10 protein-coding genes are annotated in these 17000 nt (G+C 71.2%); 8 read left to right on the plus strand and 2 right to left on the minus strand.

What is annotated here, in order from left to right:
* Positions 1-50: 50 nt before the first annotated feature.
* Positions 51-692, minus strand: coding sequence for a PadR family transcriptional regulator (locus ACIBPC_RS08885; RefSeq protein WP_362956569.1), 642 nt, complete (start codon positions 690-692; stop codon positions 51-53).
* 434 nt (positions 693-1126) lie between these two features.
* Here ACIBPC_RS08885 and ACIBPC_RS08890 point away from each other — a divergent pair, with 434 nt between their 5' ends.
* From ACIBPC_RS08890 to ACIBPC_RS08900, 3 genes are read left to right on the plus strand one after another with little or no spacing between them, the layout of a single operon-like run.
* Positions 1127-3808 carry a transglycosylase domain-containing protein gene (locus ACIBPC_RS08890; RefSeq protein WP_398842280.1) on the plus strand — a complete coding sequence of 894 codons (2682 nt, stop codon included), beginning with the start codon at positions 1127-1129 and terminating at the stop codon, positions 3806-3808.
* Between the two features lie 50 nt (positions 3809-3858).
* Positions 3859-5340 carry a glycosyltransferase family 87 protein gene (locus tag ACIBPC_RS08895; RefSeq protein ID WP_398842282.1) on the plus strand — a complete coding sequence of 494 codons (1482 nt, stop codon included), beginning with the start codon at positions 3859-3861 and terminating at the stop codon, positions 5338-5340.
* Positions 5330-6676, plus strand: a complete 1347-nt coding sequence (locus tag ACIBPC_RS08900; protein WP_398842283.1) for an MFS transporter — start codon at positions 5330-5332, stop codon at positions 6674-6676. Before ACIBPC_RS08895 ends, ACIBPC_RS08900 begins: the two co-directional genes overlap by 11 nt.
* On the opposite strand, the gene ACIBPC_RS08905 is transcribed toward ACIBPC_RS08900, so the two are convergent.
* On the minus strand, positions 6648-8162 hold the full coding sequence (locus ACIBPC_RS08905; protein WP_398842285.1) for a CCA tRNA nucleotidyltransferase: 1515 nt from the start codon (positions 8160-8162) through the stop codon (positions 6648-6650). The two genes, ACIBPC_RS08900 and ACIBPC_RS08905, sit on opposite strands and share 29 nt — an antisense overlap.
* Positions 8163-8289: 127 nt before the next feature.
* On the opposite strand from ACIBPC_RS08905, the gene ACIBPC_RS08910 reads away from it, so the two are divergent.
* The 5 genes from ACIBPC_RS08910 to ACIBPC_RS08930 all read left to right on the plus strand — a co-directional run bounded on the left by ACIBPC_RS08910 (position 8290) and on the right by ACIBPC_RS08930 (position 16935).
* A complete protein-coding gene (locus tag ACIBPC_RS08910; protein WP_398842287.1) occupies positions 8290-10719 on the plus strand; it encodes a DUF6049 family protein in 2430 nt (809 codons plus the stop codon).
* A 52-nt stretch (positions 10720-10771) separates the two neighbouring features.
* The gene (gene murJ / locus ACIBPC_RS08915; protein WP_398842288.1) at positions 10772-13387 is read left to right on the plus strand and encodes a murein biosynthesis integral membrane protein MurJ; all 2616 of its coding nucleotides are present in this window, start codon (positions 10772-10774) and stop codon (positions 13385-13387) included.
* A gap of 171 nt (positions 13388-13558) precedes the next feature.
* Positions 13559-15256: a protein kinase family protein gene (locus ACIBPC_RS08920; protein WP_398842289.1), complete on the plus strand. Its 1698-nt coding sequence runs from the start codon at positions 13559-13561 to the stop codon at positions 15254-15256.
* A gap of 63 nt (positions 15257-15319) precedes the next feature.
* Positions 15320-16015 (plus strand): RNA polymerase sigma factor SigM, encoded by a 696-nt coding sequence (gene sigM, locus ACIBPC_RS08925; RefSeq protein WP_362956550.1) that lies wholly within the window; start codon positions 15320-15322, stop codon positions 16013-16015.
* Positions 16012-16935 (plus strand): anti-sigma factor family protein, encoded by a 924-nt coding sequence (locus ACIBPC_RS08930; RefSeq protein WP_398842290.1) that lies wholly within the window; start codon positions 16012-16014, stop codon positions 16933-16935. The genes sigM and ACIBPC_RS08930 overlap by 4 nt, the downstream gene beginning before the upstream one ends.
* The last annotated feature ends 65 nt before the right edge of the window (positions 16936-17000 follow it).

Here is a 17000-nt window from a genome sequence, read left to right on the forward strand (position 1 = left end):
GGTTTGCTCCCTGTGTGTGTGCTTGACCTGCCCCGCTACGTCGCGGGGTGTTATGTGGTGGTGTCGTCGGACGGCGGCCACTCGCGCTCGCGCGCACTGCCCCGATCGTCGCGTCGCTCGCGCTGATCGCGTCCTTCCCGCTCGCTCTCGATGAGCTCGTTGAGCCAGCGGACTTCACGCTCCACGGACTCCATGCCGTGTCGCTGTAGTTCGAGGGTGTACGCGTCGAGCTTCTCGCGGGTGCGCGCCATGGAGGCCCGCATCTTCGCGAGGCGCTCCTCCAGCCGGCTGCGACGGCCCTCGAGGACGCGCATCCGCACGTCGCGGGACGTCTGGCCGAAGAACGCGAAGCGGACGCCGAAGTGCTCGTCCTCCCACGCGTCGGGGCCGGTCTGGTCGAGCAGCTCCTCGAAGCGTTCCTTGCCCTCGGCGGTGAGCCGGTAGACGATCTTGGCCCGCCGGTTCGTCAGGGGCGCGGCGGTCCGGGGGTCGGCCGGGTGGTGTCCCGGCTCCTCCGTCAGCCAGCCCTGCTGCACGAGCGTCTTGAGGCACGGGTAGAGGGAGCCGTAGCTGAAGGCGCGGAAGACACCGAGCGAGGTGTTGAGCCGCTTCCGCAGCTCGTATCCATGCATCGGGGATTCACGCAGGAGGCCGAGGACGGCGAACTCGAGAATCCCTGATCGCCGGCTCACCGGGGAGACCACCTCCGTCCTCATGCGTGTGCCTTGCCCGTCCGTGTGTGCTGTGCTCTGGTGCCCGCGCCGACGTGCGCCGTGGGGCGCCGTCGTGCGCTGTCTCGTACCGATGTATCGGCGCGATACATCCTGACGATAGAACGGGCTGGAAGACTCGGCAAGCCGGACGCCGGTGAACGGGGTCACATCTTCACGTCGCGCCGCACGTTTCGCACCAATTGCTCCTCGGCGCTGGAAACTCCGGTGCCGGTGCTGCGTAGTCTTGGCCCGTGCAGACCACCGCGGCGAGGAACTCCAGGGCCCTCACGGGCGTCCTGATCCGTGGTGCCGTGCGTCCGAACACAGGCTCGGACCGCACTTCGGGGGAGTGGAACCAACCAGTAGTACCTGCCGTCACGAGGCGATGGCGTCTGTCCGAGGAGTAGCTGTCCATGAGCGAGCACCGTCGCAAACAGCCGCCAGGGCGCGGCCGCCGCGCCGCGGCGCCGTCCGGCCGCCGGGCCGGCCCGCCGCCACCGCCACCGCCACCGGCGGACGACGTGGGGGTGGGTGACACCCTCTCCGGCGCGACGAGCGAACGACCGTACGGAAGCCGGGCGGAGGCACGCCGCGCGGCACAGCGCGGCGGCACCAGCAGGCGGCGCGGCGGGCGGCCGGAGGCGCGGCGGAAGCGCTTCATCGACTACCCGAGGTCGGGGCACACGGGGCTCCGCCGCTGGATGCCGTCCTGGCGCCAGGTCCTCGGTTCGGCGATGGCCTTCTTCATCATGCTGGTGGGGCTCGTCGGCATCGCGTTCGCGATGACCGACATCCCCAGCCAGAACGCCGTCGCCAACGCGCAGAGCAACACGTACTACTGGGCCGACGGCTCCCGCATGACCTCCACGGGCGATGTGAACCGCCGCATCCTCCAGCTGGAGGACATCCCGCAGGAGGTGCAGGACACCGTCATCGCGGTGGAGAACGCCTCCTTCTGGGACGACGCCGGTATCGACCCGGTGGGTATCGGCCGGGCCATGCTGAACATGGCGCGCGGCGGCGACGTCCAGTCGGGCTCCACCATCACCCAGCAGTACGTCAAGAACATGTACCTCAGCTCCGACCAGACGCTCTCCCGCAAGTTCAGGGAGCTCATGCTGTCGGTGAAGGTGGGAACGGTTCAGTCGAAGGAGGAGATCCTCCAGGGTTACCTCAACACTTCCTGCTTCGGACGGAACGCTTGCGGCATCCAGGCGGCCTCGGAGACCTTCTTCAAGAAGAACCCCGACGAGCTGACGACGAGCGAGATCGCCTTCCTCGCGGGCCAGCTGAAGGGCCCGAGCCTCTACGACCCGTACGACCCGGAGACAGGCGAGCTCACCGAGGAACGTCAGCAGCGTGCCGAGGAGCGGTGGGCCACCGTCCTGCAGCGGCGCGTCGACGTCGGGCAGCTGACCACCGCGCAGCGGGACGAGATCATCGCGGAGGGCTTCCCCGAGGTCGCGGCACCGACCCCGGCGGTGATCAGGGCCGGGCAGATCGGCTATCTCCTCGACCTGGTGGACAACTACATCTACGCCAACACCGGCCTTGAGGAGGGCCAGCTCGACGAGGGCGGCTACGCGATCCACACCACGTTCGACAAGACGATGATGGATCAGATGGAAGCCGCGGTGAACGAGAGCATGGAGGAGCTCGACCCGGACGAGCGGCCGGAGGACCGGTACGTGCAGTTCGGCGGCGCGGCCGTGGTGCCGGGCGACGGGGCGATCCGTGCCATCTACGGCGGTCCGGGCTACGAAGAGCACTTCATGAACAACGCGGACAGCCCCAACGTCCAGGTCGGCTCGACCTTCAAGCCCTTCGTGCTGGCCGCGGCGTTCCGGGACGGCGTCCGTGACCCCGACGAGCCGCCGGACCAGGGCAACAGCAGCCGGACGCCCCTGTCCCCGGACAGTGTGTACCGCAGCGAGAACCATCTCGTCATCCAGCAGTACAACGGCGAGACGCTGATGGTCGATGACGAGGAGACCGGCGAGGAGGTTCCCTGGGAACAGGAGAACTTCGAAGGCGGCGACCAAGGCGACATCACCCTGCGCCAGGCCACGAACGTCTCGGCCAACAGCCCCTTCGTGCAGCTGGGCATGGACATCGGCCCGGCGACCGTCGCCCAGGCCGCTCAGGACGCCGGCCTTCTGGAGGACAGCCTCGGCCACGTCAGCGAGAAGGTGCCCACGTTCGCCCTCGGTGTGTCCACCCCCGGCCCGATCCGTATGGCGAACGCCTACAGCACCTTCGCCGCCAGCGGCGAGGAGAACGAGCCGTACTCCCTCACCCAGCTCCTTCGTGGGGACGACGTGGTCTGGGAGCACGAGGAGAAGCCGACCCAGGCCTTCACCTCGGACGTCGCGGACACGGTCACCGGCATGCTGGAAGGCGTCATCCAGGAGGGCAGCGGGACCCGGGCGAAGGACATCGGCTTCCCCGTCGCCGGCAAGACCGGGACAACGGACGACAACAAGAGCGCCTGGTTCGTCGGGTACAGCAGCGAGCTGTCCACGGCGATCGGCATGTGGCGGTCGCCGGACTCCGAGGAGGACCTGTACGAGGGCGACGACTACGACGTCGGTGAGTTCCTGCCGATGTACGAGACCGCGGGCCTCCCGAAGATCACCGGTGGTTCCCTCCCCCTCGGGACGTGGATGAGCTTCATGAGCGCCGCGTCCAACGGTGAGGAGGATGCCTTCCCGGAGCCGCCGGACGAGCTGGGCACCATCGTGTGGGACGAGCAGGCCGAGAGCCCGACCCCGACGCAGACCGAGACCGAGGAGCCGTCGGAGGAGCCCTCGGAGGAGGAGACGTCCGAGGAGCCGTCGGAGGAGCCCTCCGAGGAGCCCACCACCGAGGAGCCGCCACCGCCCACACCGACGGAGACCTGCGGCATCTTCAACCCGTGTACGGACGGAGGCGCCTCAGGAGGCCCCGAGGGGACCGACCAGGGCGGGACAGGTGATCCTGGCGGAACCGACGAAGGCGGCGGCACCGGCGAGCCAGGAGGGACCACGGAGGGGCAACCCGGTGGTGCCGAGGGAGCCGATCGCGGCAATGACGGAGGGGACGGCGGGATCTTCTGACAGCTGTGCCCTGACCTCGTGACGGAGGGGCCGTGCGGCAGGATGTGGGCATGGAGCATCCCATCCCGCGACCGGCCGTACGGCCCACCGTCCAGGACGAGGTGGCCGCCGCAGCCAGCGAGCTGATCGGCGGCCCCGCCGGCCGCCGGGCGATGCCCGGCACCGACCGGCGGAACCCCCTCCGCGTCGTCGCCCTGGTCATGATCGGGATGTTCGCGCTCGGGATGGCCCAGAAGGCCCCCTGCTACGACGGCGGATGGTTCGAGAGCCCCACGGCCCAGTACACCCACGCGTGTTACTCCGACATCCCGCACCTCTACACAGGCCGCGGATTCGCCGAGGGCCTCACCCCCTACTTCGACTCCCTCCCCGAGCGGATCTCCGGCGGGATGGAGTACCTCGAATATCCGGTGCTCACCGGCCTCTTCATGCAGGTCACCGCATGGGTGACACCGGACTCCGTCGCACAGCCCGAGCGGCTCTACTGGATGACGAACTCCGGGCTGCTGATGATCTGCGCGGTGATCATCGCCCTCTGCGTCAGCCGGACCCACGCCCACCGCCCCTGGGACGGCCTGCTCGTCGCCCTCGCGCCCGCGCTGGCCCTGACCGCCACGATCAACTGGGACCTGCTCGCCGTGGCGCTCACCGCCGCCGCCCTGCTCATGTGGTCCCGCAGCCGCCCGATGGCCGCCGGTCTCCTCATCGGCCTGGCGACGGCCGCCAAGCTCTATCCGGCCCTGTTGCTCGGCCCCTTGTTCATCCTCTGTCTGCGGGCCGGGCGCTGGCGCGCCTTCGGTGCCACGGCGGGTGCCGCCGTGGCCGCCTGGCTCGCGGTCAACCTGCCGGTGATGATCGGCGCGCCGGACGGGTGGGCGAAGTTCTACACGTTCAGCGAGGAGCGGGCCGTCGACTTCGGCTCGTTCTGGCTGATCATCGCGCAGCGCACGGAGTCGGAACTCGGCGCGGTCAACACCTACGCCACCGGGCTCGTCGCCCTCGGCTGCCTGGCGCTCGGCGTGCTCGCCCTCAGAGCACCCCGCCGCCCCCGGCTGGGACAGCTGGCCTTCCTCGTGGTCGCGCTGTTCATCGTGACCAACAAGGTCTACTCACCGCAGTACGTGCTGTGGCTGATCCCCCTGGCGGTGCTCGCCCGGCCGCGCTGGCGGGACTTCCTCATCTGGCAGACGTGTGAAGTGCTCTACTTCCTCGGCATCTGGATGTACCTCGCCTATCTGAACTCCGAGGACCACGACGGGCTCTCGGTCGACGGCTACCAGTGGGCCATCCTCCTGCACCTCTTCGGAACCCTGTGGTTCGGCGCCATGGTGATCCGGGACATCGTCCGTCCCGAGTACGACGTCATCCGGCGCGACGGCTCCGACGATCCGGGCGGCGGTGTCCTCGACGGCGCGCCGGACGTCTTCACGCTGCGGCGCGCCGAGGTGCCCACCGCTCAGCCCGCCGCCTATGTGGATTGGGGGACCCGTGGCGACACGACCGACCCAGCGGATGTTTCACGTGAAACGTAGCGGACCGGGACAGCCTGCCGGGACGGTCGCTCAGCTCCGGGTCCTGCTGCGCCGGACCGGCTTCCGGAGACTGCTGACCGTCCGGCTGCTCTCCCAGTTCGGCGACGGCGTCTTCCAGGTCGGCCTGGCCACCTATGTGGTCTTCTCCCCGGAGCAGCAGACAAGCCCGGGAGACATCGCGGCGGCGATGGCGGTGCTGCTCCTCCCCTACTCGCTGCTCGGGCCGTTCGCCGGCGTCCTGCTGGACCGATGGCGCAGACGTCAGGTGCTGCTCTACGGGAACCTGCTGCGGAGCCTCATGGCCCTTGCCACCGCCGCGCTGGCCCTCGCCGGGGCGGCGGACTGGCTCTTCTATCTCTCGGCGCTCTCGGTGACGGCGGTCAACCGCTTCATCCTGGCCGGACTCTCCGCCGGACTCCCCCAGGTCGTCGACCGGGAGCAGCTGGTCGTCGCCAACTCGCTGTCGCCCACGGCCGGCACGCTCGCCGCCACGGTGGGCGGCGGGGCCTCCTTCGCCGTGCAGTTCGTCGCCCGATCCCAGGGCGGCGAGGATGCCGCCGCGCTGCTGCTGGCCGCCCTGATCTACGTCGCGGCCGGTCTGTCCGCTCTCGCGATGCACGCGGACCTGCTGGGCCCCGAGCGGCAGCCCGCGCTTCCCCGGCTGGCCGACGCGGTGGCGGACACCGCCCGAGGGCTGGTCGCCGGGCTCCGTCATCTCCGCGAACGCCCCATCGCCGCGTGGACTCTCGCCGGGGTCGGGGTACTCCGCTTCTGCTACGGCGCCCTGCTGGTCACCGTGCTGATGCTTGCGCGCTACTCCTGGTCGGACTCCGGCAGCGGCGGAAACGAGGGAGTGGCCCTGCTCGGCGTCGCGGTCGGGGTCTCCGGCGCGGGCTTCTTCGCCGCCGCGCTCCTGACCCCCTGGGCCGTGGCCCGGTTCGGTCGGCTCGGATGGTTCGCCACCTGTGCGGGAACGGCGGCCGTCCTGGTGCCCGCACTGGGGCTTTCCTTCCGGCCCCTGCCGGTGATGCTTGCCGCGTTCCTGCTGGGGCTGGTGACCCAGGGACCGAAGATCGTCACGGACACCGTGGTGCAGTCCTCCGTGGACGACGCCTACCGCGGCCGCGTCTTCTCGCTCTACGACATGCTGTTCAACATCGCCTTCGTGGCGGCCGCCGGGCTGGCGGCCCTGATACTGCCGCGCGACGGCCGGTCCAGCGCGCTGCTGCTGACCGTCGCGGTGCTCTACGCCCTGACCGCGTTCACCGCCCACCGGCTGCACCGGTGGACGGTTTCACGTGAAACGGTCACTTCTGGACAGTCCACCACTCCCTGAGCGCGGCCTCGGCGGCCTCCTGGCCCAGCGGCCCCTGCTCGATCCGCAACTCCAGCAGATAGCGGTACGCCTTGCCCACCTCGGGGCCGGGACCGATACCGAGCGCGGTCATGATCGCGTTCCCGTCCAGATCCGGTCGGATCGCGTCCAGTTCCTCCTGTCCCTGCAACCGCTCGATCCGCTGCTCCAGGCCGTCGTAGGCCTGGGAGAGTGCCTGCGCCTTCCGCTTGTTGCGCGTCGTGCAGTCCGAGCGCGTCAGCTTGTGCAGCCGGCGGAGGAGGGGACCGGCGTCCCGCACATAGCGGCGCACGGCGGAGTCCGTCCACTCCCCGGTGCCATAGCCGTGGAACCGCAGGTGGAGCTCGACCAGGCGGCAGACGTCCTTGACCATGTCGTTCGGATACTTCAGCCGCGTCATCCGCTGCTTGGTCATCTTGGCGCCCACCACCTCGTGGTGGTGGAACGAGACACGGCCGTCCGACTCGAACCGGCGCGTCCTCGGCTTTCCGATGTCATGGAGCAGGGCCGCGAGCCGCAGCACCAGATCGGGACCCTCGTCCTCCAGCGCGATGGCCTGCTCCAGCACGGTCAGGCTGTGCTCGTACACGTCCTTGTGCCGGTGATGCTCGTCCCGCTCCAGCCGGAGCGCGGGCACCTCGGGCAGCACACGGTCGGCGAGACCCGTCTCCACAAGGAGCGTGATCCCCTTGCGGGGGTGCTCGCTCAGCAGCAGCTTGTTCAGCTCGTCCCGCACACGCTCGGCCGACACGATGTCGATCCGGTCCGCCATGGCCCGCATGGCGTCCCGCACCGGCTCGGCGACGGCGAAGTCCAGCTGGGCGGAGAACCGGGCGGCCCGCATCATGCGGAGCGGATCGTCGGAGAACGACTCCTCGGGGGTCGCCGGAGTGCGCAGCACCCGCTGCGCGAGGTCGCCCAGCCCGTCGTACGGATCGACGAACTCCTTGCGCGGCAGGGCGACCGCCATCGCGTTGACCGTGAAGTCACGGCGGAGCAGGTCCTCCTCCAGCGACTCCCCGTACGCCACCTCCGGCTTGCGCGACGTCCGGTCGTATGCCTCCGACCGGTAGGTGGTGATCTCCAGCTGGAAGTCGCGCACCCCGTCCCCGCCGTCCCCGCCGTCGCCACCGTCACCGGCGGTGTCCGGCGCGCTCTTGCGGCAGCCCACCGTGCCGAAGGCGATGCCGACGTCCCACACCGCGTCCGCCCAGGGCCGCACGATGCGGAGGACGTCCTCCGGACGCGCGTCGGTCGCGAAGTCCAGATCGTTGCCCAGCCGACCGAGCAGCGCGTCCCTGACCGAACCCCCCACCAGGGCGAGGGAGAAACCGGCCTCGGCGAAGCGGACGGCCAGGTCGTCGGCGACGGGCGCGACCCGCAGCAGCTCCCCGACGGCCTGCCGCTGCACCTGCCCCAGCTCCGGAGCGGGGGGACGGGCGTGTGTGTCTCTGGTGTCGTTCGGCACAACAGCACAGGGTACGTGGCCGGTCCCCGCCGGTGCCTCCGGCCGGGGTACGGAGGACGCGGCACTCCGCCACGTCGATCATCGTTACCATGAGGGCCGATCGGTGACGAGGGAACGGGGCTTACGCGTGGCAGAGGTGGCAGAGACGGTGTCCTGCGCCCCTCCGGACCGGCGCCCGGAGGCCGGGAACCGCCGCCCGCGGCGCCTGCTCGCACTGCTCACCGGCCTGATCGCCGGAACCCCCCTGCTGGCCGGTCTGACGCCCGCCCCGGCGGTCGCCGCGGCGCCGGTGGAGGCCACCGCCGACTCGCGGATGACGACCGTCTCGATCATCGACCTGACCCCGGCCTCCCCCGGGGCGGACGACACCGTCACCGTCCGGGGCACGGTCACCAACAACGGGGACTCCGCCATCGTCGACAGCTCGGTGTCCGCGCGCACGGGCGTGGAGCTGACCAGTCGCAGCGCCATCGAGGACGCCCTGCGCCGCGACGGGTTCACCGACCGTACGGTCGACGGCGCGATAGTGGACGAGTACTCCCAGGAGATCGGCACCATCGCCCCGGGGCTCTCCGCCACCTTCGCCCTGGACGTACCCGCCGAAGCCCTCGAACTGGGCGAGGACGGCGTCTACCAGGTCGGCGTCACCCTCACCGGGCAGACCGAGGCCGAGCGCTGGGACCACATCTACGGCATGGGCAGGACGCTGCTCCCCTGGCAGCCGGACGGCACCGGCTCCGCGAGGACCGGCCTCACGGTCCTGTGGCCCCTGATCTCCACGCCCCATCTGACGGCGGAGACGGGACCCGACGCCGAGCAGACACCCGCCTTCCGCGACGACTCCCTGCTGGAGGAGATCTCCCCCGGCGGCCGGCTGGACCAGCTGGTGGAGCTGGGCGCCGACCTCCCGGTGACCTGGGTGATCGACCCCGACCTGCTGGCGTCCGTGGAGGCGATGACGGAGGGCTACCGCATCGACACCCCGGACGGACCGGTGAACGGGCAGGGCCAGGAGGAGGCGAGCGCGTTCCTGCGACGGCTGCGCACCGTCGTGCGCGACGCCGAGGTGGTCGCCCTGCCGTTCGCCGACCCGGACATCGCCGCGCTCGCCCACAGGGGCCAGGAGGTGCGGGGCACACTCGATCATCTGCGGGACGCCACCGTGATGGCGGGCGACACCGTGCAGGCCATCCTGGACATCGACGCGCGCACGGACTTCACGTGGCCCGTGGAAGGCGCCGTGGACCCGGAGATCGTGTCCGTGGGGACGTCCGCGGGGGCGGACAAGATCATCGCCCGCAGCGACAGCCTCCGGGCACCCGACTCCCTCGCCTACACGCCCTCGGCGCCGCGCCCCCTCGGCGACAGCGCCACGGCGGTCGTCGCGGACGCCCGGCTGTCCACCCTCTTCGAGGGCGACATGGCGAGCGGCGCGGCGGCGTCCCTCGCCCAGCAGCAACTGCTGGCCCAGACGTTCTCGATCACCCAGCAGGAGCCCGCGAACGAGCGGAACATCCTGCTGGCCCCCCAGCGCATGCCGGACGCCCGGCAGGCACAGGCGATGGCGAGCGCCCTGACAGCACTCCAGGAGGACGGCGACTGGGTCCGCTTCGCCCCGCTGTCCGAGACGGCGGACGCCACACCCGATCCCGCGCTCTCCGCCGACGTGCCCTCCGCATCGGACTACCCCCAGTCCCTGCGCGACCAGGAACTGCCCACGAGCGCCTTCCAGGCGATGCGGCACACCCAGCGGACGCTGGACGAGTTCGCCGTCATCCTGACCCGTCCCGACCGCGTGGAGACGCCCTACGGGAACGCCATCCGCCGCGAGATGTCCACGTCGTGGCGCGGGGAGGCCCAGGACGCGTCGGAGTACCGCGCGAGTGTGCAGAACGGGCTGGAGGAGCTGCGCAGCCAGGTGCGCATCATCCCGAAGTCGCCGATCATGCTCTCCGGCCGCAGCGCCACCATCCCCATCACGATCCAGAACAACCTGGTGCAGGACGTGCGGGGGCTCGAACTGCGCATCACCTCCTCCCGCCGCTTCGGCCTCGAGGTGAGCGGGCCCCAGGAGATCACCGTCAGCGGCGGCCACAGCCAGTCGGTGAAGTTCACCACCACGGCGCGTGCCAACGGCAAGACCATCATCGAGGCGCAGCTCTTCACGGCCGACAACAAGCCCTTCGGCGAGGAGATGCGCTTCCAGGCGGACGTCAACTCGATCACCTCGACGGTGCTGATGGTGATCGCCGGAGGTCTCCTGCTCGTCGTGCTGGCGGGCATCAGGATGTACACGCAGCGCAAGCGCGCGTCCCGGATATCCGACGCCGACGAGACGACCGACGAGACGACCGAGGACACGGCCGGGAACTCCGCCGAGGACACCGACCGGCACACGGACCAGGACGCGGCCGGGGAGGCCACCGGGCCCCCGGGAGGCGACGGTCCTCCAGGGCCGGACGCACCGGACGACCCGGCGGGTGAGCCGGGCAACGACACCGGCGACGACAGCGCCGAGGCTCCGCCCAAGGGTGAGAGGCTGGACGACGACCAGTGAGCCGCCGGCCGGACAGGCACCACCGGCCCGTGATTCTTGAGGTGGAGTAGCGATGGAAGCGCCGTACGACCGTGAGGACGGCCAGGCGCCGGGCGGTGACGACCCCTCTCGCGGGCGGTCGGGTCACCCGGGGCAGCCGCGTCAGCCGGGCGTGCCCGGCGAGCATCCATCCGCGCCCGCGGGTTACGGCCCGGCAGGCGGCCAGGGGGACCCGTACGCCCAGGGCGGCTACGGCCCCGACGGCTACACCGACGACTACGGCCGGAACGCCTACGGGCAGGCCGGCTACGGGCAGGGCGGGTACCCGCAGGACGGTCGCTTCCAGGGTGACGGCGGCGCCTACGGCAACCCCGGCTATCCCACCGACGGCTACGCGGGCGGCGAGTTCGGCGCCCCCTACGACCCGTCCGCCCCCTACCAGCAGCGTCAGCAGCCGCACCAGCCCCCGCAGAGTGGCCACCACTCCCAGCAGTACGGCGGCGCGGGCTACCACCAGGACCCCGGCTACCAGCCGTACGCCGACGGCCGGCAGGCTCCCCCGCCCGACGCGCGATACGACCGCGCCGGACAGCAGCCCCCCGGCCCGCAGCACGATTACCGGCAGCAGCACGCGCCCTACGGCCAGGAACCGCAGCAGTGGACGGGCGGGCAGGTCCCCGGCGGGTACCAGCAGCCGTACGGGAGCCCGCAGGGCCAGCCGTACGGCGGCAGCGGCATCGACGGCCTGATGAACAGGGCGGGGGAGCAGCCGCCGGAGCCCGGCGGGCCGGGACACCGGCCCGATCTGGACGACGCCTTCGCCCATCTCTTCCGCGACCAGCAGAGCGGCTCCCAGCCCTACCCCCCGCCGTCCACCCGGCAGGGGCCTCCGCCGGAACAGGACGCGCGTACCCAGCACGGGCTCCCGCGCGACCAGCCGGCGCGGTACGAGGGCGGGCAGTACGGGGCCGGACAGCACGAGCAGCCGCACCAGCAGGAACAGCCGCACCAGCAGGGACAGGAAGAGCCTGCCGCACCGGCCAAGAAGCCCGGCCGGGCGGCCAGCCTGCTGCGCTCCAGCGCGATCATGGCGGCCGGCACCCTGGTGTCCCGCCTGACCGGCTTCGTCCGGCAGCTCGTGATCGTGGCGGCCCTCGGCGCCGCCGTGCTCGGCGACACCTATACCGTCGCGTGGGCGCTGCCCAACATGATCTACATTCTGACCATCGGCGGCGGCCTGAACTCGGTGTTCGTCCCCCAGCTGGTCCGCTCCATGCGGAACGACCGCGACGGCGGCGACGCCTACGCGAACCGGCTGCTGACCCTCGTCATGGTCATCCTGGGCGCGCTGGTCGTCGTGGCCGCGTTCGCCGCCCCGCTGCTGGTCCGCCTCATGTCGGCCAAGATCGCCGACGACCCGGCGGCCAACGAGGTGGCGGTCACCTTCGCCCGCTACTTCCTGCCGACGATCTTCTTCATGGGCATCCACGTCGTCCTCGGGCAGATCCTCAACGCCCGCGACCGCTTCGGCCCCATGATGTGGACCCCGGTCCTGAACAACATCGTCGTGATCTTCACCTGCGGGATGTTCCTGTGGGTCTACGGCACCCAGCGCACCTCCGGCGTCGGCGTCACCACCATCACGCCCGAGGGCGTACGGCTCCTCGGCGTCGGTACGCTGCTCGGTCTCGTCGTCCAGGCCCTCGCGATGCTGCCCTACCTCCGGGCCGCCGGGTTCCGCGTCCGCCCGCGCTTCGACTGGCGCGGGCACGGGATGGGCAAGGCGGCCAAGCTCGCCAAGTGGACCGTCCTGTTCGTGCTCGCCAACCAGGCGGGACTCGTCGTCGTCACCCAGTTCGCCACCTGGGCCGGCGACAACGCGGAGCGCGCCGGATACCCCGGCACGGGCTTCATCGCCTACAACAGCGCCCTGCTGATCTGGCAGATGCCCCAGGCGATCATCACCGTGTCGGTGATGGCGGCGCTCCTGCCCCGGCTCTCCCGCTCCGCCGCGGACGGGGACGCGGGAGCGGTACGCGACGACCTGTCGCACGGCCTGCGGACCTCGGCGGTGGCCATCGTCCCCATCGCCTTCGCGTTCGTCGCGCTCGGCGTCCCCATGTGCACGCTGCTCTTCGGGGCGGCCGGCGACGACGGCGCCCGTTCCTTCGGCTACATCCTCATGGCCTTCGGTCTGGGCCTCATCCCCTTCTCGGCCCAGTACGTGGTCCTGCGGGCCTTCTACGCGTACGAGGACACCCGCACGCCGTTCTACAACACGGTCATCGTCTCCCTCACCTGGATCGTCCTGTCGGCGATCTGCTTCGTCGCCCTGCCCGACCGCTGGGTGGTCGCGGGCATCGCGCTGAGCTACGGCCTGGCGTACGCGATCGGTGTGCGCACCGCCTGGCGCCGCCTGCGCCGCCGGATGCGCGCGGACCTGGACGGGGCCCGGATCGTCAGGACGTACATCCGGCTGGCCGGCGCGAGCATCCCGGCCGCGCTGGTGGGCGGCGTGGTCGGATTCGCCGTCCTGGGAGCGCTCGGGGAGGGATTCGTGGGGTCGGTCGCCGCGCTGGCGGCGGGAGGGCTGATTCTCCTCGCGATTTTCTACGTGGCCGCACGTCGCATGCGTATCGAGGAACTGACCGCACTTGTCGGAATGATCCGGGGACGCCTGGGCCGCTGAAATCTCGCTTTCTGGGCATTCGGTCTGGAGAAGCACCGCACGACACCCGTCGGCCTTCCGGTGTACGGCTCCCGGCCGCATTCATATGTCGTGCAGCACTGCGGACTACCGGCACAATGAGTCTGGCAGTGTCAACAGCCCGACATCCGAGAACGGGGAGGCGGAACGACGGTGGCCGAACGGAGCACGGCGACGAGCCCACCGCAGGGTCCGACCGGCGTCCGCGACACCGCGGACGCCACGGACGCCGAGCGTGCCGACACCAGAACGATCTCGCTCGCCGCCGAGCCGACACGCCCGGCATCACGCACCCCGGAGAAGAGCGCCGACAGCCCGGAGACTCCCGAGCTGCACAGCGGGCACAGACTCGCCAAGCGCTACCGGCTGGAGGAGTGCATCACCCGACTGGACGGATTCAGCAGTTGGCGTGCGATGGACGAGAAACTGCGCCGTGCCGTCGGCATCCACGTCCTCCCCGCCTCCCACGAACGCGCCGGGTCCGTCCTGACCGCCGCCCGGTCGGCCGCCCTGCTCGGTGACCCGCGCTTCGTCCAGGTCCTCGACGCGGTCGAGGAGAAGGGCCAGGTGCACGTCATCCACGAGTGGCTGCCCGACGCGGTCCCGCTCAGCACCGTCCTGGCCACAGGACCGCTCGACGCCTACGAGGCCCACGCCCTCGCGGGCCAGGTCGCCCAGGCGATGGCCGCCGCGCACCGCAAGGATCTGGCGCACCTGCGGCTCACCCCCGCCACCGTGCTGCGCACGGGGCCCGGCCAGTACCGCATCCGGGGTCTCGCCGTGGACGCAGCGCTGCGCGGCATCACGGCCGACAACCCCCGCCGCGCCGACACCGAGGCCATCGGAGCACTCCTGTACGCCGCTCTGACGCAGCGCTGGCCCTACGGGGAGGGTGCGTACGGTCTGAGCGGTGTCACCGGCCTGGGGAAGGGCTCACGGGATCCGCTCGCCACCCCCGAGCAGGTGCGCGCGGGCGTGCACCGCGGGCTGTCCGAGATCGCGATGCGCGCCCTGGTGAACGACGGCGCGACCGCCGCCAGCCAGAAGCCCGCCTGCACCACCCCCGAGGAGCTGGACGAGGCACTGGGCGCCCTGCCGCGCATCAGGCCCGCCGAACCCACGCCCGCCGGTATTCCGGCCTTCCAGCACACCACCTACCAGCGGGGCACCCTCGGCGCGGTGCCGGGAGGCGCGGCCGCGCCCCTGCGTCCGCCGCCGCCCCCCGAGCCCGCCCTGCCGGGACGGACGGGTGCCGCCCTCAAATGGGGTGTCTCCGCTCTCCTCATCGCGGCGCTGGGACTCGGCAGCTGGCAGATCGCGGACGCGCTGCTCACCAACGAGAGCCCGACCGGCGACACGGCCACCGAGCAGATCGCACCCCCCGTGGAGAACAACGACGCTCCCGCCCCGGGACCGATCGAGGTCAGCGGGGTCACCGAGCTCGATCCGCTCGGGAACGCGCAGGCCCCTGAGCGGGTCGGCAATGTGATCGACGGCGACGTCGGGACGGAATGGCGCACCAGCAACTACTTCGGTCCTGGCTTCGCCAACCTCAAGGAGGGGACCGGTCTGGTGCTTGACCTCGGCGAGGTCCGGCCGGTCAGCTCCCTCACGGTCGAGGCGCTCGGCGACACCTCGATGGAGCTGAGGGTCGCGGACGCGGACGCCACCACCGCGCCGTCCTCCGCCGACGACTTCGAGACGGTCGCCGACGGCAGCGGGGACAGCGTCACGCTCACTCCCGAGAGCGCGGTCGAGACACAGTTCGTTCTCGTCTGGCTCACCGATCTGCCTCAGGGCGGCGATGGCAACTACCGTGGCCGCATCACGGAGATCTCCGTCACTGGGTGATCCGGCGGACGACGAGCGCAGCGGGCCTCTCCGGGCCCGGCAGGGGAGAGGGGAGGTCCCGCGGTGGCACAGCGTGTACCCCGCGACCCGGCCCTCGACAGCGATGAGGAACTGCTCGCCCGGCACACCCAGGGCGATCCCGAGGCCTTCGGTGAGATCGTCCGCCGTCACCGCGACCGGCTGTGGGCGGTGGCCCTGAGAACGCTGGGCGACCGCGAGGAGGCCGCCGACGCGGTCCAGGACGCCTTGGTGTCCGCCTATCGCGCGGCCCACACCTTCCGCGGCCAGGCGGCCGTCACGACCTGGCTCCACCGCATCACGGTGAACGCGTGCCTCGACCGCATCCGCAAGGCCAGCAGCCGGCGGACCAGTCCGCTGCCCGAGCCGGAACGGCTGGAGAACCTCCTCGAACCGCATGAGTCCGCCGAGGCGCCCGCCGAGCGGGGTGATCTCCGCGAGCAGCTGCAGCAGGCGCTCGCGGAGCTGCCCGTCGAGCAGCGGGCCGCCTTGGTCCTGGTGGACATGCAGGGGTACTCGGTGGCCGAGGCGGCCGACATCCTGGAGGCACCGGTGGGGACGGTCAAGAGCCGCTGTGCCCGTGGCCGCGCCCGCCTGCTGCCCCTCCTGCGCCATCTCCGGCCACGCCCGGGACCTCCGGTCGGCGAGGGGCGGAACCGGAGCAAGGGCCCATCCGTCCCACCTCCGAGAAATGCCGGGGAGACCGGTGCCATGCAGGGAGGAGGCGGCGGACACCCATGAGTGAGACCCAGCACCCGGACCCGGCGGAGATCGCCGCTCTCGACGAAGACCTTCTCCCGCCCGAGGAGACGGCGGTGCTGCGCGCGCACATCGCCGAGTGTCCTGCCTGCGCGGATGTGGCAGCGGACTTCGCGCTGCTGCGCCAGGAGCTGCACGCCCTGCCGCTCCCCCCGATGCCGGACGACGTCGCCGCCCGGATCGACGCGGCACTCGGCGAACTCGATGTTTCACGTGAAACGAAGACCCCCGCGGCCGGTACTCCGGACCATGACACCGCGCCGAAGCGGCAGTCCATGACGGCGGTCGGGACGCCGGGGCGGTCACGCAGGCGCTGGCCGCGGCTCGCTCTCGCCGCGGCGGGTGCGGTGGTCGCCGTGGCGCTGGGAAGCATCGCTCTGGATTCTCTGGGTACCGGTCTGTCGGACGAGGACAACAGCGCAAGCAGCCTGGCCGATGCCTCCGACGACGGTGGCCGCTCGGCGGACCCCGTACTGGAGGATCAGGTGCGCGACCTCCTGGCCGAGAGTGAAGCGGGGGGCGCGCTCTCGACGCCGGAGTCCCTGCAGGAGCCCTCCCGGCCGCCCGGAGCATCCGAGTGGAGTACCGAGCAGGGGCAGCCCGGCCAGGACGACGAGGGCGAGGAGCAGGGCGAAGGCATGGAGAGCGGGGCCCAGGAGGCGGACCCTGATGCGCTCCTCTCCGATGTCCCCACCTGTGTGGAGGACGCCATCGGACGCAGCGAGGCGCCGCTGGCGGCCGAGGAGGAGGACTACGCGGGCACCGAGGCCTATCTCGTGGTCTTCCCCCATGCGGTGGATCCCGAGCAGGTGGACGCCTATGTGGTCGACGCGGACTGCGTGAGCGCCACGCCGCCGGTCTCCGGCGAGGTGCTCGTCCGGGCGAGCTATCCCCGCGACTGACCGCGCCTCCGCCATGCAGACGGCTGGGAATGTCTGGGACCCTAGGATCGGTTAATGGACTGTGG

The organism is Streptomyces sp. NPDC049879, from assembly GCF_044461265.1.
Classification (GTDB): domain Bacteria; phylum Actinomycetota; class Actinomycetes; order Streptomycetales; family Streptomycetaceae; genus Streptomyces.

What these genes read in the sequence shown, in the direction of transcription:
- murJ (WP_398842288.1), top strand. Translation starts at nt 10,772, where the DNA reads ATGGAAGCGCCGTACGACCGTGAGGACGGCCAGGCGCCGGGCGGTGAC.
- ACIBPC_RS08930 (WP_398842290.1), top strand. Translation starts at nt 16,012, where the DNA reads ATGAGTGAGACCCAGCACCCGGACCCGGCGGAGATCGCCGCTCTCGAC.
- ACIBPC_RS08895 (WP_398842282.1), top strand. Translation starts at nt 3,859, where the DNA reads ATGGAGCATCCCATCCCGCGACCGGCCGTACGGCCCACCGTCCAGGAC.
- ACIBPC_RS08890 (WP_398842280.1), top strand. Translation starts at nt 1,127, where the DNA reads ATGAGCGAGCACCGTCGCAAACAGCCGCCAGGGCGCGGCCGCCGCGCC.